The following is a 20,435-nucleotide window of genomic DNA, read 5'->3' on the forward strand; positions in this document are numbered from 1 at the left end:
CTGATTAATGGGTCCAGATAATTGCCATAGGTTATTAAACCATAAAAAAAGCGCCGGGCAGGCGCTTTTTCAACTTCTGAAACCCGGCAGCGTTAGTGAACTGCTGCACCAGGTACGAGGATCTCGGTGGCGACAATCACCACCACCAGACCAACCAGAATCGGCACGGAGGTGCGTTTTACCACCTCAAACGGCGAAATGTTTGCCATCCCGGCAACGGCAACCACCACGCCTGAAACCGGCGAAATGGTGCGACCAAGGTTGGAGGCCTGCAACATCGGAATCGACAGATAGGCCGGATTAATGCCCGCTTCGCGCGCCAGTTTTGGGATCATCTCTACAAACGCGTAAAACGGCGCATTACCGGAACCCGTCGTCATTGCTGCCAGCATGGTGAGGATCACCAGCACCAGCATCAAAATAATGCTCGCGGAACCGAACGAGGTAGCAATGGAGATCAGGCTCTGGATAAAGCCGATGGTGCTCAGCCCCTGGGCGAAGACGCCCGCGGCAACCAGCAGCATCACGACACCGGCAAAGGCATCGGCCATGCCGCGCCAGGCCACTTCCAGCCCGCTGAAGACATTCTGCGTATTAAAGCCGCGCAAAAATTCCAGCACTGCGGCAATCAGCATACAGATCACGAGGATGGTAATAATGTGCAGCTCCGGGCCCCATTTACCGTCAAAAATCAGCACGCCGATAATCGGTGTAAAGGGCAGGATGGCGTAAAACGCGGGCGCACGGGTGGTGATCTCTTTCACATCCAGCATTTCGCTGACGATGTTCTCTTTCTTATCGAGATAGCGCTGCCAGAAGAAGTGGGCGATGGCCATAGCGATAATCGCGGCGATAGAGATAGGCAGGGTGGTTTTAAAGGCGAAATCAACCAGCGGCATCTCTGCGGCTTTCGCGGCCAGCACCACATCGCCGGAGGTGGGCGAGAGAATAATCGCTGCCGGGGAGGCGCAAATCGCCGCCGCCGCGCCGCGGCTGATGCCGACGTTAACCATCACCGGGAAGAGCGTTGCCATCAACAGCACGCCAAGGCCGGTTGCCGAAGAGACCGCCAGCGACATCAGGCAGGCGACAAAGTAGGCGGCAATCATCAGGATATAGGGCGAGTTGATAAAGCGCAGCGGGCGCGATGCCAGCTTAACCACCATATCGTTAGCGCCGATGTGCGTCATGTAGGCAGCAAAACCGCACAGCATCATGATCATCATGCCGAGATCGCCGCCGCGGCTCATCAGCAGGATTTTTATATATTCGACAATGTCGGTAGCGCGATACCCGGTACTGGTGGCGCTGGAGGGTAATATTGAGTGGCCCATCAGCGCGCTGACGATCAATAACGCCAGACCGCCGACAAACAGTACGCCGGTGGCGGAGTAGCCTTTAATGATGTAGCGGGCGACGCCGACAATTACCACGACGCCGATCAACAGCTCAATCAGGGTTGAAATCATATTGGGTCCCGGAGGTTGGACAAAAAAAAGTAAAGTAATCAAAACTGCACCGCAATGTGCCGAATAACGGCAGCGTGATAGCTGATTAAAATCAACAAAGCGCTGCATTGCGCGCAATATTACGTGAATTGTTATAAATCAGAAAAATAAATACGGGCGAAACGATAATTCAGGCTAATGAATTTCGGCAGTTATGTTTTATTCGTGATAACGGCTGGTTAATTGTTTTGGCGTTTTTCGTTTCAGTTTGATTTGACAGCAAAATTCACTAAAAAAGCCTTTAAAAATAGAAAGCGGGCTGCTTATACTCGCCGTTACCTTCACTCACCCATGGCGATGTTATGCACGCAGCCTGGCTCTACCGATTGCGCTTTATTAAGCGGCATTTATTAATGCTGCTTATCGCATTGGGTTGGCTGCTGATCCAGAGCCAGATGGCGATAGCCTCTCACGGCTGCGCGCTTTCGGTACCGAGTGAGGCGATGGCGCAGCAGCATCTGCACCATCTGGCCATGAGTGATGACGCGCCCAAAGCCCACGCCATGAAAGCGCCGCTCTGCGAGAAGCACTGCGTGCCCGATCAGGTGCAAAAAGAGAGCCATTACCCTTCGCTGGCGGCGCTGCCCGCCACGCTGACGCTGGCGATTGCCGAACCTGTTTGTTCTGCTATCACTTCGCGCAGCTGGATATTAACCCCGCCTGCCGCTGGCCCTCCGGCAACCATCCGCTTCTGCCGTTTTCGCGAATAGAGACCTGTTAACTCATTGATTTGAATTTTATTAATGTTTAACAGGAGATTTTCTATGCGTAGCTATTTACTCTGCCTGCTCTCAGGCATCCTGCTTTTCCCGCATCTCAGCGCTTACGCGCAAACGCACGACATGGCGCACCATCACGCGATGCCGGCTCAGGTTTATCAAAGCCAGGGCAGTATCAAAAAAATCACCCCGCAGGCGATCTCTATCGCCCATCAGGCTATTCCCGCGCTGCACTGGCCGCCGATGACCATGCAGTTTACGGTTACGCCGGAGCATCCGCTGGCGCAGGTGAAGGTGGGCGATAACGTTCGCTTCAGCTTCAGCCAGAGCGAGCAGGGTTACACCCTCATCTCTGTAACGCCGTTACCGTAAGCGGGAGTAACCATGAAACGATACTCGCTGAGCCTGCGGCTCGGCGGGGCTTGCCTTGCGCTTATCTGCTCCGCCGCGCAGGCGGAGCCGCTGACCCTGACGCAAACCCTCGCCGCCGCAGAGCGCTACTCCGCTGAACTTTCTGCTAACCGTAACGAAGCCCGGGCGCTGGATGCAATGGCCGATTCCGCCCGCCAGTTGCCCGACCCCAAACTGAAATTCGGCATTGAGAATGTGCCGGTACAGGGCAATAACGACCGCCGTTTGACCCGCGAAGGCATGACTATGCAGCGCATTGGCGTGATGCAGCAGTATGTCAGCGCGGAAAAACGCGATCGTAAAGCCGACACCTTGCTGGCCGAAGCGCGCAGCATCGAGGCCAAATCCCACGCGGTGCGCGCAGCGCTCCAGCGCGATACCGCCCAGGCGTGGCTTGAGCTGGCGCTCTCACTGCGGGCGCTGCACACCGCCCGGCAATTAGTGGCGGAAACCGCGCGTCAGCAGGGCGCGCAACGCGCCAGCGTCGGCACGGGTAATGCCCTGCCGGACAGCGTGCTCGCCTTTCAAATCGGCCTGAGCGCGATGCGCGATAAAGTCACCCTGGCCGAGCGGGATGTTCAACTGGCACAGACCCGGCTGATGCAGCTTACCGGGCAGCCGATCACCGCCGTCAGCGGCGAGCTTCCCCGCTATCAGCGTCTTCCAGGCGATGAGAAAACGCTGGAAGAGGCGATTCGCCAGCATCCCGATATCCTGGCTGCCGCAAGCGTTGCCAACAGCGCCAAAGCCCGCTCGGCGGAGTCGGCGATTGCCGCACTGCCCGATGTCGAGGTGGAGGTGTGGTATGGGCGGCGTGCCGAGGGGTATGAGGATATGGCCGGGGTGATGTTTACCGTCGACCTGCCGCTGTTTCAGTCCCGCCGTCAGGATAAAGATCACGCCGCCGACGTCTCCCGTACCTTGCAGGCCAATGACCAACTGGCGCTCGCCGAACGCGAGCATCTCGCCGAACTTCACACCCTGATTGCCCAGTACAACGCCGCGCAAACCCTCTGGCAGCGCCAGCGGGATGACGTGCTGCCGCTTTTGCGTAGCCGTTCCGCGCTGTTAGCGGCCCAGTACCGCGCCGGGCAGTCCGATCTCCCGGCGCTGCTTGAGGCGCGCCGCAGCGTGCTCGACGGTGAACTGGCGCTCAATCAGGCCGAAAAAACGATGGCGCAGCAGTGGGCAGCGATCCGCTGGCTTATCCCACAGGAGGTGATGTGATGAAACGAACCCTGTTAGCCGTAGCGGTTGCTGCCTGCGTGGCGGCCAGCGCCGGTTACCTTACTGGTCGCCAAGAGAGCGTGCCCGCTGATAGCAGCCAGCCGCAACAGGCGCGCAAAGTGCTCTACTGGTACGACCCGATGGTGCCGGACCAGCGCTTCGATAAACCGGGCAAATCGCCCTTTATGGATATGCCGCTGGTGGCGAAATATGCCGATGATGCGCCCGCTGACGGCGGCGTGCGCATCAGCGCCCAACAGCAGCAAAATCTTGGCATGACCACCGCGAAGGTGGAGAAACGGCCGCTCGCCAGTGCTTTCAGCGCGTTTGCCACCGTCACTACCGACGAGCGTGCGATGCAGATCGTACCCTCACCGGCGGCGGGCGTGGTGGAGAAACTCTTTGTCCGCGCGCCGCAGCAGTGGGTGAAAAAGGGCGAGGCGCTGGCGCAGCTCTGGATCCCGCAGTGGACCAGCGCGCAGCAGGAGTATCTGGCGGTGCGCCAACTCGGCGACAGCGAACTGACGCGCGCCGCCCGCGAACGGCTGGCGCTGCAGTTTATGCCGCAAGAGGTGATTCGCGCGGTGGAGCGCAGCGCCAAAGCGCAGACCCGGCTGATCATCCGCGCCGCGCGCGACGGCTATATCACCAAACTCGATACCCGCGAAGGGGCGCAGGTCGCCGCCACGCAAACGCTGTTTGAACTGGCGAGCCTCGATCCGGTCTGGCTGCTGGTCGATTATCCGCAAAGCCAGGCGCAGGCGCTGAAGGTTGGTAGCGAAGTGGAAGCGACCAGCGAAAGCTGGCCGGGCGAGCGTTTCCACGGTCGCGTCAGCGAACTGTTGCCGCAGCTCGCCAGCGCCACGCGCACGCTGCAAGCGCGCATCGTGCTGGAAAACCCGCAGCAGAAGCTGAAACCCGGCATGTTTCTTACCGTCACCCAGCCGGAAGGAGCACAGCAGCCTGCAGTGCTGGCAATCCCGGAAGAGGCGTTGATCGAAAGCGGGCGCGCCAGCCGCGTGCTGCTGGCAACCGGCGAGGGGCATTTCCGTGCGGTGAATGTGACGGCCGGACGGCGCGCGCAGGGTTGGCGGGAGATCCTCTCCGGGCTGCAGGAGGGCGATGAGGTTGTCACTTCTGGGCAGTTCCTGATCGACTCCGAAGCGAGCCTGCGCAGTGCTTTGCCGCAGCAGCCGACTTCCGTCAAAAAAACACCGGAATATCGTGCCAGCGGCGTGGTGCAGGCGGTAGATAACGGCACCATTACCCTGAGTCATCAACCGATCCCCGAACTGAACTGGGGGGCGATGACGATGGACTTTACGCTTACAGATCCCGATCCGCAGGTGAAAGTGGGCGATAAGGTGATGTTCAGCTTCACGCTGGATGATGAGGCGGGCGCGGTTATTACCCATCTGATGCCGGAGGCGACGAAATGATTGCTGCCGTGATTCGCGCCTCATTACGCAACCGCCTGCTGGTTCTGCTGGCGGCGCTTGTCCTCACCGGCTGGGGCATCTGGTCGTTGCAGCGCGCGCCGCTTGATGCGCTGCCCGATCTCTCGGATGTGCAGGTGATTATTCGCGCCAGCTATGCGGGCAAAGCGCCGCAGCTGATAGAGGATCAGGTGACCTATCCGCTCACCACCGCCATGCTCTCGGTGCCGGGGGCGAAAACCGTGCGCGGCTACTCGATGTTTGGCGATGCCTATGTCTATGTGCTGTTTGACGATGATACCGATCTCTACTGGGCGCGCTCGCGGGTGCTGGAGAGCCTGAGCCAGATTCAGGCATCGCTGCCCGCCGGAGTGGAGGTGGGCCTCGGGCCAGATGCCACCGGCGTCGGCTGGATCTATGAGTATGCGCTGGTGGATCGCAGCGGTAAGCACAACCTCGCCGACCTGCGTGCCTTGCAGGACTGGACGCTGAAATTTGAACTGAAAACTGTGCCCAATGTCGCCGAGGTTGCCAGCGTCGGCGGCATGGTGCGCCAGTACCAGATTGTGCCGGACCCGCAAAAGATGCGCGCGCTCAATATCACCCATCAGCAGTTAGTAAGCGCGGTGCAGGCGGCGAATCAGGAGAGCGGCGGCGCGCTGCTGGAGATGGGCGAAGCGGAGTTTATGCTGCGCACCAGCGGCTACTTGCGCCAGCCGGAGGATTTTCGCCAGACGGTGATTGCCAGCCGCGACGGCGTGCCGGTGATGCTTTCCGATATCGCGACCGTGCGCCTCGGGCCGGAGCTGCGCCGGGGCGTGGCGGAGTATAACGGCGAGGGGGAAGTGGCGGGCGGCGTGATTGTGATGCGCTACGGCAAGAATGCGCTGCAAACCATTCAGGCGGTCAAAACGAAGCTTGCTGAGATACAAAAAACGTTGCCCGCCGGCGTGGAGATTGTACCGGTTTACGACCGCTCAACGCTGATTGAGAGCGCCGTCGGCACGCTGACCCATAAGTTGATTGAAGAGTTTATCGTTGTTGCGCTGGTCTGCACGCTGTTCCTGTTTCACTTTCGCTCGGCGCTGGTGGCGATTATCTCACTGCCGCTGGGCATTCTCGGTGCGTTTATCGTCATGCACTATCAGGGGATCAACGCCAATATCATGTCGCTGGGCGGCATCGCAATTGCCATCGGCGCGATGGTCGATGCGGCGATTGTGATGATTGAGAACATGCACAAAGTGATGGAGCAGTGGCGGCACGATAACCCTGGCCGCCTGCCAGCGCGGGGCGATTACTGGCGCTTCTCCGAGCAGGCAGCGGTGGAGGTCGGCCCGGCGCTCTTTTGCAGCCTGCTTATCATCACCCTGTCGTTTATTCCGGTCTTCTCGCTGGAGGCGCAGGAGGGGCGGATGTTCTCGCCGCTGGCGTTTACCAAAAGCTGGGCGATGGCTGTCGCCGCCGGGCTTGGCATTACGCTAGTGCCGGTGCTGATGGCGCTCTTTATCCGCGGCAAGATCCCTGATGAGAAGGCCAACCCGATTAACCGCGTGTTGATCCGCCTGTATGAACCGCTGCTCGATAAGGTGCTGGCGTGGCCGAAAGCGATGCTCGCCATCGCCCTGCTGCTGTTAGTGGCGACCGCCTGGCCGCTCAGCCGCCTTGGCAGTGAGTTTATGCCGCCGCTGGATGAGGGCGATCTGCTCTATATGCCCTCGACGCTGCCGGGGATTTCCGCCCGTGAAGCGGGGCGCTTACTGCAACAAACGGATCGTTTGATCAAAAGCGTGCCGGAGGTGGAGAGCGTGTTTGGTAAGGCGGGCAGGGCGGAGAGCGCGACCGACCCTGCGCCGTTGACCATGCTGGAAACCACCATTCGCTTTAAACCGCGCGCGCAGTGGCGGCCCGGCATGACGCCGGAAAAACTGATCGATGAGCTGGATAAAACCGTCAGCGTGCCGGGCATCGCCAATGTCTGGGTGCCGCCGATCCGTAACCGCCTCGACATGCTGGCGACCGGCATTAAGAGCCCGGTAGGGATTAAGGTGAACGGCAATAACATTGCCGATATTGAGCGCGTGGCGCAGAAGATTGAGCAGGTGGTAAAAAGCGTGCCGGGCGTCACCTCCGCGCTGGCGGAGCGGCTGGCTGGCGGGCGCTATGTTGATATCAACATTAATCGCCAGCAGGCCGCGCGTTATGGCGTCTCGGTGCAGGAGTTGCAGTCGCTGGTCGCAACCTTAGTGGGCGGCGAAAAGATTGGCGAGGTGTTACAGGGGCGCGAGCGGTTCCCCATCAATGTGCGTTACCCGCGGGATCTTCGGGCGAACGTCGACGATCTGCGCGCACTACCGGTGATCACCGCCAGCGGCAGCCAGATTGCGCTCGGCGATCTGGCAGAGGTGGTGATTACCGAAGGGCCGCCGATGCTGAAGAGCGAGAATGCACGCTTGTCGAACTGGATCTACGTCGATCTGCGCGGGCGTGATTTGAAGTCGGCGGTGGAGGAGATGCAGCAGCGGGTAGCGCAGCAGGTGGCACTGCCGCAGGGCGTTACGCTCAGCTGGTCCGGGCAGTTTGAGTATCTCGAACGCGCGACGGCGAAGTTGAAAATTGTCCTGCCGGTGACGCTGATAATTATCTTTGTGCTGCTGTTTATTACCTTCAAACGAGTGAGTGATGTCTTATTAATTATGGGGACATTGCCCTTCGCATTAATAGGCGGCGTCTGGTTGCTCTGGCTGCTGGGATATAACTTATCGGTGGCGGGCGCCGTCGGCTTTATTGCGCTGGCCGGTGTGGCGGCAGAGTTCGGGGTTATTATGGTGCTCTATCTTAATCATGCCCTTGAGAAATATCGCATCTCTGAATCCGATGAACCTAATACGCGACTGCTTCTCGCGATACACGAGGGGGCGGTTTTACGCGTGCGCCCAAAAGTGATGACGGTAGCGACCATTATGGCCGGGCTGCTGCCGATCATGTGGGGCGGCGGCAGCGGTGCAGAGGTGATGAGTCGTATCGCGGCACCGATGATCGGCGGGATGGTTACCGCACCGCTGCTCTCAATGCTGGTGATTCCGGCGCTCTATTATTTACTCCATCGAAAACGCTGACCTTAATATGCGCCTCGGCAACGGGGCGCTTGATACTTTATTAAGTTTTGTAACCAGCCAGCAAATGGGACTCTTCCTGGCAGGTTTAAGAACAACACTAATTTCGTTAAGGAACTATTAAGGTAAGGTGTCGGAAAATAGAAGTTGATTTGTTATATGGAAAATTTGTTGTGGCTGTTTATAAAAAATTTAAATATTTCGCTGTCTTTTTGTGTTTACAGATTTTACTGATTCCAACACTTCACGCAGCAGACAAACCCTGGTACACCGTTTTCGCTGACAACGTTAAGCAAACGTGGCAGCAGCCGGATAACTACGATCTCTATGTGCCTGCCATCACCTGGCATGCGCGTTTCGCCTATGACAAGGACAAAACCGATCGCTATAACGAGCGTCCGTGGGGCGCAGGCTTTGGTCAGGATCGCTGGGATGAGAAGGGGAACTGGCACGGGCTCTACCTGATGGCGTTTAAAGACTCCTTTAACAAGTGGGAGCCGATTGGCGGCTACGGCTGGGAAAAGACCTGGCGCCCGCTGGCGGATGAGAATTTCCATCTGGGTCTTGGTTACACCGCGGGTGTTACCGCGCGCGATAACTGGAAGTACATTCCGATTCCGGTGCTGCTGCCGCTGGCCTCAATTGGCTATGGACCGGCGACGTTCCAGATGACCTACATTCCCGGCACTTACAACAACGGTAACGTTTACTTCGCGTGGATGCGCTTCCAGTTTTGATCGACGCATCAGTGGTTATAGTGGACAAAGAGTAAACAGCGCGAAAAACGCGGAATAATGCGGCGCTGGAAAAAAAGTTCGCGACATTTATCACTTTTTCGCGAATAACGACTGGACAAAACTCGCGACAATTGTTGTACTGATACCCGACACAGCATTTGTGTCGTTTTTTCATGTAAAGGTAATTTTGATGTCTAAGATTAAAGGTAACGTTAAGTGGTTTAATGAATCCAAAGGATTCGGTTTCATTACTCCGGAAGATGGCAGCAAAGACGTGTTCGTACACTTCTCTGCAATCCAGAGCAATGGTTTCAAAACCCTGGCCGAAGGTCAGCGCGTTGAGTTTGAAATCACTAACGGTGCCAAAGGCCCATCTGCTGCTAACGTAATGCCTGTTTAATCAGCGCGTACAGCAAGAATTCCAAAACCCGCCGCAAGGCGGGTTTTTTATTGCCTTCAGTTTGCGTTAGCGGTTGAGAGGAGCCAGAACGCCAGTGCGGTCATGGCAAACGATCCCAACAGGTTAACGGCGACATTTAGCAGCGCCCAACCTGCGCGCCCTTCCTGCAGTAAAAACACCACTTCTGCCGAAAAGGTGGAGAAGGTCGTTAACCCGCCGCAAAATCCGGTAGTTATCAGCACTTTCCACACCGGATCGATATGCGTCATACGATTAAACCACGCCAGCCCGGCACCAATAATAAATGCGCCAATTAAGTTAGCCGTCAGCGTACCGAGCGGAATAATTTGATGAACCGGGTTAAGTTTCATACTCAGCATCCAGCGCGCCACGCTGCCCGTGCCTCCGCCGATAAATACCGCTAAAAGGAGTTGTAACACTGAGCTATCCTGCTATCTGATAAGTGAATGTGCCGAGTTTACCGTCGTGGCCGGAAGCTGGCTATGGCAATACTGTAAGGAGAAACGTGATGATTGTTGCTGCCGGACAATTTGCTGTCACACCCGTGTGGCAAACTAACGCCCGTACGTGTGTATCCTTAATGGCACAGGCCACGCGCCAACAGGCCTCGCTGCTGGTGCTGCCAGAGGCATTACTGGCGCGGGATGATAATGACCCGCATATGTCGGTGAAATCCGCGCAGCGGCTTGATGAGGGCTTTCTGAGCCTGCTTTGCGAAGAGAGCCGACGTAATACCATGACTACTGTGCTGACTGTGCATGTTCCGTCAACAGCGGGCAGGGCGGTTAATACGCTGGTGGTATTGCGCGGCGGGGAGATCATCGCGCAGTATGCCAAGCTGCATCTTTATGATGCGTTCAGCATGCAGGAGTCCGCGCGGGTCGATGCCGGAAACACATTGCCACCGCTGATTGAGGTGGAGGGGATGCAGGTGGGTCTGATGACCTGTTACGATCTTCGTTTCCCGGAGCTAGCGTTATCGCTGGCCTTACAGGGTGCTGAGCTGCTGGTGCTACCCGCCGCCTGGGTACGCGGGCCGCTAAAAGAGATGCACTGGGCAACGTTGCTTGCCGCGCGGGCGCTGGACACCACCTGTTATCTGGTGGCTGCTGGCGAGTGCGGCAACAAGAATATTGGCCAAAGCCGGATCGTCGATCCGCAAGGTGTTACGCTTGCCGCGGCAGCCGAGGAGGCGCAGTTAATTTTTGCCGACGTGACGGCTGAGCGCGTGGCGCATACGCGGGAAAAACTTCCCGTTTTACTCAATCGCCGTTTTGCGCATCCTCAATTGTTGTGATGTTTTTTTAATCAGTGCTTGATTCATCTCGTTACAGATTGCTATTGTGTGCGCGCACTGAATGACCGTTAATGGTGTCAGGTTATCAACGGTGCTTTTTACAGCCTGTTTTATGAAAGAAGGTATCTATGGGTGAGATTAGTATTACTAAACTGCTGGTCGTGGCCGCGTTAGTGGTTCTGCTGTTTGGGACCAAGAAACTGCGTACACTGGGCGGCGATCTTGGTGCAGCGATCAAGGGCTTCAAAAAAGCCATGAACGATGATGATGCTGCGAAGAAAGACGCAGACGTTGTCACAGCAGAGAAACTCTCTCACAAAGAGTAATCGCGCCACGACAGGCGAAAAAAAACCGGCTATCAGCCGGTTTTTCTGTATTGAGTGTAAGTAAGTGTTACTTCACTTCCATCCCTTTGGCCTGCAAATCTGCATGGTAGGAGGAGCGGACGAACGGACCGCAAGCTGCATGGGTAAAGCCCATCGCCAGCGCTTCCTCTTTCATCTCTTCAAACTCATCCGGGCTGACGTAGCGCTGCACTGGCAGGTGATGACGGCTCGGTTGCAGATACTGGCCCAGCGTCAGCATGGTCACGCCATGGCGGCGCAGATCGCGCATCACTTCAATGATTTCCGCATTGGTTTCGCCTAAACCGACCATCAGGCCCGATTTCGTCGGGATCTCCGGATGCGCTTCTTTAAAACGCTCCAGCAGTTTCAGCGACCAGTTATAATCCGCACCAGGACGCACCTGGCGGTAGATACGCGGCACGTTTTCCAGGTTGTGGTTGAACACGTCCGGCGGCGTGGCGGTGAGAATATCAAGCGCGCGATCCATACGGCCGCGGAAGTCCGGCACCAGGGTTTCGATTTTGATCGTCGGGCTCTTCTCACGAATCGCGGTAATGCAGTCAGCAAAGTGCTGAGCGCCGCCGTCACGCAGATCGTCGCGGTCAACGGAGGTGATGACCACATAACGCAGCGCCATATCAGCAATGGTCTGCGCCAGTTTCAGCGGTTCGTTGGTATCCGGCGCAACAGGACGGCCATGCGCCACATCGCAGAAGGGCAGCGACGCGTACAGATGGCGCCAAGGATCATAAACGTGGCGGTACCGTGGTTGAAACACTCAGCGAGGTTCGGGCAGGAAGCCTCTTCACAAACAGAGTGCAGCCCGTTTTTGCGCATGGCAGCTTTGATACCCTGGATACGGGAGGAGTCGGCCGGGAGTTTGATTTTCATCCATTCCGGTTTTCTTAACAGGGCTTCACGCTCTGTTGCCACGTTTTTTACCGGGATAAGCGCCATTTTATCGGCGTCGCGATACTTTACACCGCGTTCCATCACAATGGGTTTACTCATAGCGTGCGTGTTCCAGTTGCGGGTGACGAAGAAGGCATTTCAATTCAAGGAGAAGTTGTATTTATCAACTATTTTTGAATTAACGTAGGCGCAGTATACCATCTATAGCGGGGATAAAGCAGCCTGACGGACTGCCAAATTGTGAAATAGTTGTTGTTTTGTGCTAAAGGCCCGCAGGCCATTTATCACTTTTCCTGGTACCAGCGGGCGTTAAAACGCCCGTCTGATCACATCTACCACGCTCTCCAGCACCGGGTCGCGCAGGCTTAACTTGTTGTAGTAAAGCGAAATATCCAGGCGCTCATTGTTGACCGGCGGGAAGGGGATCTCGACCAGCGGCCAGCAGTGGCGGAAAAGTTCATATAAACGGTACGGCATCAGCCCGAGCAGATCGCTGCTACCAATCAGTGCAGCGATTGTGAACATATTGTAACTGCTAAACGAGACCTGGCGTTCAGGGAAGAGATCCTGCATCCGCTGGCGCAGCGCGCTCAGGTTCTGCCCCTCAAGCATCAACAGCGTGTGCTCATACTTCTGCAACACCAGCTCATTAATCGGTTCGTTCAGGCAAGGGTGATCTTTGCGGCACACCAGCATCAGGCGGTCAGAAAAGAGTACGTGGTGATTGATGGTGCGCGAACTGGCGATATGGGTATCGATAATCAGATCGGTCTGGAACTGGCTGAGCTGACTTTCAGCATCGCTTATCGGGATGTTGCGCATCATCAGATGCGGGGCGCTCTCTTTGATCGCCTGAAAGACCACCGGGATCACCAGTGCACCGATAGAGGGCGTCGTGCCCACCGTTATCGTGCGCTGCTTATCGTAGCTGCCGGTTAAATCGAGCGCGCCGAGAATCGACTCCAGCCCCTGGCTGATATATTCATGCAGATGGGCTGCATAAGCGGTCGGCGTCACGCCCTGACCTTTGCGAATGAAAAGCGGATCGGGAAATATTGAACGCAATTTTTGGATTGACTGGCTAATAGCGGATGGCGTCAGGTTTAGCACTTTCGCGGCGTTAACGATCCCTTTATGCACATATACCGCCTCAAAAATGGTCAATAAATTGAGATCAATATTGCGCAGGGTTCGGAAGACTTGCGGCTTATCATCCTGGGGACGCACTGTTATTCGCTTTTCCGGCAGGCTCTTATTATCCACGCTTGTGCTCCGTTTTCATTCGCAATATGAATGATAGTTGAATTTGTTTTTTTTGTTCATCAGCAAACTGAGTTAACGTCCTGTCTCGTCTCATCATTACGTAGATTTTTTCATCACGATGCCGGGCAATGCAGTCGGAAAACAATTGGCCTGAAGCATATGTAAGAAGTCTGGCGAAGCATGGTAACGCATATTAGCCAGAGAGGGCAGGCAGGTTGAAAATAGAGAATATGGCTTCTATTGTAAAGCGTTAACAGGGCAAATATATAACGACCCGCACAAATTGCGGGCCGTGATACATCATACATTAAGCGCTCATATATTGATGAGGCGGATTGTTTAGTAACGCTAAAAAGTGCTGGATAAGAATCGTCCTTATTTTATCCATGCTCGCGTTTTCAACAAGTTTGCTGACCTGGGTCATTTCCATTCCGGCATAACCGCACGGGTTGATGCGCATAAACGGCGCCAGGTCCATATCAATATTCAGCGCCAGGCCATGGAATGAGCAACCTTTGCGGATGCGTAAACCGAGCGAGCAGATCTTCTTGCCATCGACATAGACACCCGGCGCATCCGGCCGTGCATTCGCCACAATATCGAGCTGCGCCAGGGTATTGATCACCGTGTTTTCCAGCAGCGTGACCAGCTCACGCACGCCAATTTTCCGGCGCTTGAGGTTAATCAACACGTACATAACCTGCTGACCCGGCCCGTGGTAGGTTACCTGGCCGCCGCGATCGCTCTGAATGACCGGAATATCGCCCGCGGCGAGCACGTGTTCGGCTTTACCGGCCTGGCCCTGAGTAAAAACAGGCGGGTGTTCCACCAGCCAGATCTCGTCGGGGGTGTCGTCATCGCGGCGATCGGTGAAGTCGTGCATCTCCTGAGAGACATGCGCGTAGGGCTGTAAACCAAGATTGCGGATAAGAATGGTGTCCTGAGACAAAACGGCATCTCCGGCGGAGAAAAGAGTGCGGGGAGTATATCACAGCGAAAACGTTACCCGAATGGCTCCGGGTAACGTCACTAACTTTTACAGCACCATACGAACAATTTCGATATTGCCAAGCTCTTCGTACAGCGTTTCAACTTGTTCAATATGCGTCGCGTTGATGGTAATTGAGACCGAGTGGTAGTTGCCTTTGCTGCTCGGTTTTACCTGCGGAGAGTAATCACCTGGCGCATGGCGCTGTACCACTTCAACCACCAGATCAACCAGCTCAGGCTTCGCCAGACCCATCACTTTGTAAGTAAAAGGTGTCGGGAATTCAAGCAGTTCTTTAAGATTGGTTTTCATGTCAGCTCCGGCGTAAAAAATAACAACTCCTGCCGAAGGGGCAGGAGTTTTTTGAGATGTTCAGTATATGGGGGCAGAGATCACACTTTCAAGTGCGCAATCTTTAGCCAAACCAGTGGTGGAACATCAATTTAATGTAATCAATGATTTTGCCGAAGAAGTTACCTTCCGGGATCTCCTGCAACACCACCAGCGGACGCTGTTCAATGGTTTTGCCATCCAGCTGGAAGTTGATGCTGCCGACCACCTGGTTTTTCTGCAGCGGCGCGTGCAGCTCGCTGCTGTTCAGCACATAGCTCGCTTTCAGATCTTTCATACGACCGCGCGGAATGGTCAGGTAGACATCTTTATCCACGCCCAGCGAGGCGCGATCGCTGTCACCGAACCAGGCTGGCTCAGAGGCGAACTCTTTCCCGGCTTTCAACGGGCTGACGGTTTCGAAGAAGCGGAAGCCCCAGGTGAGCAGTTTTTTGCTCTCGGTTTCACGCCCTTTAAAGGTGCGCCCACCCATCACGGCGGAGATCAAACGCATCTGGCCTTCGGTTGCCGAGGCCACCAGGTTGTAACCGGCGCGATCGGTGTGACCGGTTTTGATGCCGTCAACGTTCAGGCTGTTATCCCACAGCAGACCGTTACGGTTGGTCTGGCGAATGCCGTTGAAGGTGAACTCTTTCTCTTTGTAGATGGAGTATTCGTTCGGCACATCGCGGATCAGCGCCTGGCCAATCAGCGCCATATCACGGGCGGAGCTGTACTGACCTTCAGCATCCAGGCCGTGCACGGTCTGGAAGTGGCTGTTTTTCAGGCCCAGCGCGTTGACGTAGCTGTTCATCAGGCCAACAAATGCGTCCTGGCTGCCAGCGACGTAGTCGGCCATCGCCACGCAGGCGTCATTGCCCGATTGCAGGTTAATACCACGGATAAGCTGGGAAACCGGCACCTGCATGCCAGGTTTCAGGAACATCAGCGAGGAGCCGCGGAACACCGGGTTGCCGGTTGCCCAGGCGTCATTACCGATGGTCACCACATCGCTCTCTTTGAACTTACCCGCTTTCATCGCCTGGCCGATAACGTAGCTGGTCATCATTTTGGTCAGGCTTGCCGGATCGCGACGCGCATCGGCGTTCTGTTCCGCCAGCACTTTGCCGGAGTTGTAATCGATCAGGATATAGGACTCCGCATCGATCTGCGGAACGCCTGGGATCATGGTTTTAATGTTCAGGTCATCGGCATGCGCAGCGGAGAGGGCAGCTGCGGTCAGCGCCGTGGTGAGCGCCAGGCGCTGCACGAAACGAGCGGAAAAAGTGGTCTTCATGGTCGAACAACGACATCCGTGATGGAGTTAAAAAAAGTGCCTTACTATAGCAAAAGCTATACCGGCAGGCATCTGACTTTGCGCGTGAGAGTGTGAATCATACTTACACAAATTGACAAAATCAGACACCTTTCCTGACTACTGTGCGCGCGTTACAAAAGATTGTAACTGCGCTTCGCTCTGCAGACGCTGCTGCAACGCGCTGGCCTCAGACTTATTGCTGAACGGCCCTAACTGAATACGCCACACCGCGCCATTCTGCGTCACGCGGCCCGGCACGGAAAACTGCTGTGCCAGGCGCTGCTGATACTGCTGCGCGCGGGTCTGATCGCTTACTGCGCCAACCTGCACCACATAGCTTCCGCTGGCCGCTGCGGCAGCAGCAGGCGCACTGGCAGCCGGTGCCGCGCTGTGAACGGTGCCCTGCACCGAACCAGGTGCCGTCACCGGGGAGTTACGCGTGGCAGGCGCAGCCGTTTGTGTAACCGGCTCTGTCTGGTTCACCGGCGTAGCGGCAGCAGGCTGGGTGGCGGTGTTCATTGCGGGCTGTGCGGCCTCGCTGCTCTCCAGCACGCCAGAGGCGAGCGGCGTTTGCGCGCCGAGGAAACCGCCGCTGCGCACTGGGGCACCGGTCGGATCATCGCTTTTCAGCGTATCGTTACTGATCGGCTGCACGTTAGCCTGCGTTTCCGCTGGCTGAGCGTCGCTCGGCTGTGCGGCAATCGGCTGCATCGGCTGGGCTTCGTTCGGCTGCGGCGCAGCGCTCATGCCGCCCCCGCTCAAATCCGGGCGCGCCGGCAGGGCATAGGTCTGCTGCGCCACTTTGGTACAGGCCATTCCCGGGCCGGAGAGCGAGCCATCCTGCGCAACGATAATTGGGTCGATGCGCACTTTGGTGTTATTCGAAGTGTTCAGACGATCGGCAGAGGCACGCGATAGCGAGATAACGCGGTCACTGCCGTACGGGCCACGGTCATTGATGCGCACCACAATCATACGGCCGTTCGCCAGGTTGGTGATACGCGCATAGCTCGGAATCGGCAGCGTCGGATGCGCGGCAGTGAGCTGCATCGGATCGAACGCTTCACCGGAGGCGGTCAGGTTGCTGCCCGGCTCGGCGTCATAGATGGCGGCAAAGCCCGCCTGGCTGAAGCGGGAGGGATCCTGCACGATGGTGTAGCGTTTACCGTCGCGCTCATAATCCTGATTCGCCGTGGCGTTAGGTGTTTCATAGCGCGGCTCCGCGCCGCTGATCTCCACCACCGGGCCGTTGCAGACCGCAGGCTGTGGCGCAACCATTGTCTGCTGCTGATTATCATTACTCGTACAGGCCGCCAGTAACCCTGCTGCTATACAGATCCCAGGCCAAAGCTTATGCATTGCGCACCTCTTAAACGTTCTTGGACAACATTTTTCTGTGGGTATGGATCGACATCACGATACCAAACCCGGCCATGAGTACGATGAGGGCGGAACCCCCGTAACTGATCAGCGGCAGCGGAACGCCTACCACCGGCAAGATACCGCTTACCATACCAATATTTACGAACACATATACGAACAGAATCAGCATCAAACCGCCGGCCATCACCCGGCCAAAGGTGGTTTGCGCCCGCGCGGCGATCCACAGCCCGCGCATAATCAACAGCAGGTAGAGCGCCAGCAGGATCAAAATCCCCACCAGGCCCAGTTCCTCCGCCAGTACGGCGAAAATAAAGTCCGTGTGGCGCTCCGGCAGAAACTCCAGCTGTGACTGGGTACCGTGCAGCCAGCCTTTGCCGCTGAGGCCGCCGGAACCAATGGCGATTTTCGACTGAATAATATGGTAGCCCGCGCCGAGCGGATCGGTTTCCGGATCGAGCAGCATCATCACGCGCTGGCGCTGATAATCATGCATCAGGAAGAACCACATTATCGGAATAAAGGCGGCGACAAGCAGCGCGGCAATGCCGATTAGCCGCCAGCTCAGGCCGGAGAGAAACAGCACAAACAGCCCGGAGAGCACCACCAGAATCGAGGTACCGAGATCCGGCTGCGCCGCTACCAGCAGGGTAGGGACGAAGATCAGTACCAGCGCAATGCCGGTATTTTTCAGCGACGGCGGGCAGACATCGCGGTTGATAAAGCGCGCCACCATCAGCGGTACGGCGATTTTGGCAATCTCTGACGGCTGAAAGCGCACCACGCCGAGATCGAGCCAGCGCTGCGCGCCTTTGGAGATAGCACCGAAGGCGTCAACCGCAATCAGCAGGATAACGCAGAAGACATAGAGATAGGGCGCCCAGCCTTCATAGACGCGCGGCGGCACCTGCGCCAGCACGACCATGACCACCAGCCCCATAGCGATTTGGCCGATTTTACGTTCGGTCATGCCGATATCCTGGCCGCTGGCGCTCCAGATAACGATCGCGCTGTAAAACAGCAGCGCGAGAATGATCAGCAGCAGCGCTGGGTCGAGATGGATCTTATCCCAGAACGATTTTTTGTTCGGATTATCCGTCATGATTATTGGTCCTCTGCCGCGGCCGTGGAGGGGTTTTCCGCCGGCAATTCGGTGTTGTTGTCGCCAAGCATAATGTGGTCGAGGATCTGCCGCATGATGGTACCTACGGCCGGACCTGCGCCGCCGTTTTCCAGAATCATGGCGACGGCGACCTGCGGATTGTCGTACGGGGCGAAAGCGGTCATCAATTTATGATCACGCAGACGCTCGGCAATACGGTGGGCGTTATAGGTTTCGTTCGCCTTCAGGCCGAAGACCTGTGCGGTACCCGATTTCGCCGCCGCTTTGTAAGGCGCATTGGCAAAGTATTTGTGACCGGTACCGTTAGGGCGGTTCGCGACACCATACATGCCATCTTTGGCAATCTCCCAGTAGCCGGAGTGAATATCACCCACCGGCGGCTGCGTGGGCTGCTTCCACGGCACTTTTTTGCCGTCCTCGACGGTGCTCATTAACAGGTGCGGCACTTTCACGATGCCATCATTAATCAGCGTCATCATCGCTTTGTTCATCTGGATCGGCGTCGCGGTCCAGTACCCCTGGCCGATGCCGACCGGGATGGTATCGCCCTGATACCAGGGTTTCTTAAAGCGCTTCAGTTTCCATTCGCGGGTTGGCATGTTGCCGGAGCGCTCTTCCGAAAGGTCGATGCCGGTGTAGTGGCCGTAACCAAACTTGCTCATCCACTCGGAAAGGCGGTCGATGCCCATGTCGTAAGCGACCTGGTAGAAGAAGGTATCGGCGGACTCTTCCAGGGATTTGGTGACGTTCAGATGCCCGTGTCCCCATTTTTTCCAGTCGCGATACCGTTTTTCGGAACCCGGAAGCTGCCACCAGCCGGGATCGAACAGGCTGGTATTGCGGGTGATCACCCCGGCGCTGAGCGCGGAGACCGCGACATAAGGCTTAACCGTTGATGCTGGCGGGTAGACGCCCTGGGTGGCGCGGTTAATCAGCGGCGTATTCGGGTCATTGAGCAGCCCGGAGTAATCCTTGCTGGAGATACCATCAACAAACAGGTTCGGGTCGTAGCTTGGCGTTGAGACCAGCGCCAGGATACTGCCGGTGCGCGGATCGGTCACCACGACCGCCGCACGGCTGCCGGCGAGCAGGGTTTCAATATACTGCTGCAGTTTGAGATCGAGCGTCAGGTAGATATCGTGTCCCGCCTGCGGCGGCACCTCTTTCAGCTGGCGGATCACGCGGCCCCGGTTGTTCACTTCCACTTCTTCATAACCGGTCTGGCCGTGCAGCACATCTTCGTAGTAGCGCTCGATGCCGAGCTTGCCGATATCGTGAGTCGCGGCATAGTTGGCAAGCTTGCCATCTTTATCCAGCCGCTCGACGTCTTTATCGTTGATTTTCGACACATAGCCGATCACGTGGGTCAACGCAGAGCCGAAGGGGTAGTAGCGGCGCTTATAGCCTTTTACTTCCACGCCGGGGAAACGGTACTGGTTGACGGCGAAGCGCGCCACCTGCACTTCCGTGAGGTTGGTTTTCACCGGAATCGAGGTAAAGCGGTGCGCGCGAGCGCGCTCCTTTTTGAAGTTGGCGATATCGTCATCGTTCAGATCGACCACATCGCGCAGCGCGTCGAGGGTTTGCTGCACGTTATCGACCTTCTCCGGCATCATCTCCACCTGGTAGATGGTGCGGTTCAGCGCCAGCGGCGTACCGTTGCGATCGTAAATAATGCCGCGACTGGGCGCGATGGGCACCAGTTTGATGCGGTTTTCGTTGGAGCGGGTTTGATAGTCCGCAAAGCGGACGATTTGCAGGTTATAAAGGTTGGCGATCAGCACGCCGGAAAGCAGCAATATCCCCGTAAAAGCGACTACAGCCCGGCGCACAAACAGCGCGGACTCAGCCGTATAGTCGCGAAAAGAGTTCTGTAATTTCATCCGCTGCTAAATCCGCCTA

18 protein-coding genes and 1 pseudogene are annotated in these 20,435 nt (G+C 56.7%); 9 read left to right on the plus strand and 10 right to left on the minus strand.

Annotated features, from left to right (window positions below; genetic code table 11):
• Positions 1-92 precede the first annotated feature (92 nt).
• Complete coding sequence (gene dcuC / locus BWI95_RS11995) at positions 93-1,466, minus strand: anaerobic C4-dicarboxylate transporter DcuC (RefSeq protein WP_094193105.1); 1,374 nt, start codon at positions 1,464-1,466, stop codon at positions 93-95.
• 344 nt (positions 1,467-1,810) lie between these two features.
• On the opposite strand from dcuC, the gene BWI95_RS12000 reads away from it, so the two are divergent.
• The 7 genes from BWI95_RS12000 to cspE all read left to right on the plus strand — a co-directional run bounded on the left by BWI95_RS12000 (position 1,811) and on the right by cspE (position 9,554).
• Positions 1,811-2,218, plus strand: coding sequence for a hypothetical protein (locus BWI95_RS12000; protein WP_054804120.1), 408 nt, complete (start codon positions 1,811-1,813; stop codon positions 2,216-2,218).
• Positions 2,219-2,272: 54 nt separating this feature from the next.
• On the plus strand, positions 2,273-2,599 hold the full coding sequence (locus BWI95_RS12005) for a copper-binding protein (RefSeq protein WP_232374352.1): 327 nt from the start codon (positions 2,273-2,275) through the stop codon (positions 2,597-2,599).
• Positions 2,600-2,611: 12 nt separating this feature from the next.
• Complete coding sequence (locus tag BWI95_RS12010) at positions 2,612-3,865, plus strand: TolC family protein (RefSeq protein ID WP_054804121.1); 1,254 nt, start codon at positions 2,612-2,614, stop codon at positions 3,863-3,865.
• Entirely contained in the window at positions 3,865-5,304 is a 1,440-nt protein-coding gene (locus BWI95_RS12015; protein ID WP_054804122.1) for an efflux RND transporter periplasmic adaptor subunit, read from the plus strand. The genes BWI95_RS12010 and BWI95_RS12015 overlap by 1 nt, the downstream gene beginning before the upstream one ends.
• A complete protein-coding gene (locus tag BWI95_RS12020) occupies positions 5,301-8,420 on the plus strand; it encodes an efflux RND transporter permease subunit (RefSeq protein ID WP_076769542.1) in 3,120 nt (1,039 codons plus the stop codon). Before BWI95_RS12015 ends, BWI95_RS12020 begins: the two co-directional genes overlap by 4 nt.
• A 170-nt stretch (positions 8,421-8,590) precedes the next feature.
• The gene (gene pagP, locus BWI95_RS12025) at positions 8,591-9,154 is read left to right on the plus strand and encodes a lipid IV(A) palmitoyltransferase PagP (RefSeq protein WP_076769543.1); all 564 of its coding nucleotides are present in this window, start codon (positions 8,591-8,593) and stop codon (positions 9,152-9,154) included.
• Positions 9,155-9,344: 190 nt separating this feature from the next.
• Complete coding sequence (cspE, locus tag BWI95_RS12030) at positions 9,345-9,554, plus strand: transcription antiterminator/RNA stability regulator CspE (RefSeq protein ID WP_007373839.1); 210 nt, start codon at positions 9,345-9,347, stop codon at positions 9,552-9,554.
• Between the two features lie 56 nt (positions 9,555-9,610).
• Here cspE and crcB read toward each other — a convergent pair whose 3' ends face one another.
• A complete protein-coding gene (gene crcB / locus BWI95_RS12035; protein ID WP_054804124.1) occupies positions 9,611-9,994 on the minus strand; it encodes a fluoride efflux transporter CrcB in 384 nt (127 codons plus the stop codon).
• 89 nt (positions 9,995-10,083) lie between these two features.
• On the opposite strand from crcB, the gene BWI95_RS12040 reads away from it, so the two are divergent.
• Entirely contained in the window at positions 10,084-10,872 is a 789-nt protein-coding gene (locus BWI95_RS12040) for a deaminated glutathione amidase (protein ID WP_076769544.1), read from the plus strand.
• A 128-nt stretch (positions 10,873-11,000) separates the two neighbouring features.
• Positions 11,001-11,198 carry a twin-arginine translocase subunit TatE gene (gene tatE / locus BWI95_RS12045; protein WP_023479962.1) on the plus strand — a complete coding sequence of 66 codons (198 nt, stop codon included), beginning with the start codon at positions 11,001-11,003 and terminating at the stop codon, positions 11,196-11,198.
• Positions 11,199-11,265: 67 nt separating this feature from the next.
• On the opposite strand, the pseudogene lipA reads toward tatE, so the two are convergent.
• The 8 genes and pseudogenes from lipA to mrdA form a co-directional block, all read right to left on the minus strand.
• Positions 11,266-12,230 (minus strand): annotated as a pseudogene (gene lipA, locus BWI95_RS12050) (lipoyl synthase).
• Positions 12,231-12,440: 210 nt separating this feature from the next.
• Entirely contained in the window at positions 12,441-13,394 is a 954-nt protein-coding gene (locus BWI95_RS12055; RefSeq protein ID WP_054804125.1) for a YbeF family transcriptional regulator, read from the minus strand.
• A 307-nt stretch (positions 13,395-13,701) separates the two neighbouring features.
• Positions 13,702-14,343: a lipoyl(octanoyl) transferase LipB gene (gene lipB / locus BWI95_RS12060; RefSeq protein WP_054804126.1), complete on the minus strand. Its 642-nt coding sequence runs from the start codon at positions 14,341-14,343 to the stop codon at positions 13,702-13,704.
• Between the two features lie 87 nt (positions 14,344-14,430).
• Entirely contained in the window at positions 14,431-14,694 is a 264-nt protein-coding gene (ybeD, locus tag BWI95_RS12065; RefSeq protein ID WP_017455881.1) for a DUF493 family protein YbeD, read from the minus strand.
• A gap of 103 nt (positions 14,695-14,797) precedes the next feature.
• Entirely contained in the window at positions 14,798-16,009 is a 1,212-nt protein-coding gene (dacA, locus tag BWI95_RS12070) for a D-alanyl-D-alanine carboxypeptidase DacA (protein WP_023479926.1), read from the minus strand.
• Between the two features lie 138 nt (positions 16,010-16,147).
• Positions 16,148-17,389, minus strand: coding sequence for an endolytic peptidoglycan transglycosylase RlpA (gene rlpA, locus BWI95_RS12075; RefSeq protein ID WP_076769545.1), 1,242 nt, complete (start codon positions 17,387-17,389; stop codon positions 16,148-16,150).
• 10 nt (positions 17,390-17,399) lie between these two features.
• Entirely contained in the window at positions 17,400-18,512 is a 1,113-nt protein-coding gene (mrdB, locus tag BWI95_RS12080; RefSeq protein ID WP_023479966.1) for a peptidoglycan glycosyltransferase MrdB, read from the minus strand.
• 2 nt (positions 18,513-18,514) lie between these two features.
• On the minus strand, positions 18,515-20,416 hold the full coding sequence (mrdA, locus tag BWI95_RS12085; protein ID WP_076769546.1) for a peptidoglycan DD-transpeptidase MrdA: 1,902 nt from the start codon (positions 20,414-20,416) through the stop codon (positions 18,515-18,517).
• Positions 20,417-20,435: the final 19 nt, after the last annotated feature.

Source organism: Kosakonia cowanii JCM 10956 = DSM 18146 (assembly GCF_001975225.1).
Classification (GTDB): Bacteria; Pseudomonadota; Gammaproteobacteria; order Enterobacterales; family Enterobacteriaceae; genus Kosakonia; species Kosakonia cowanii.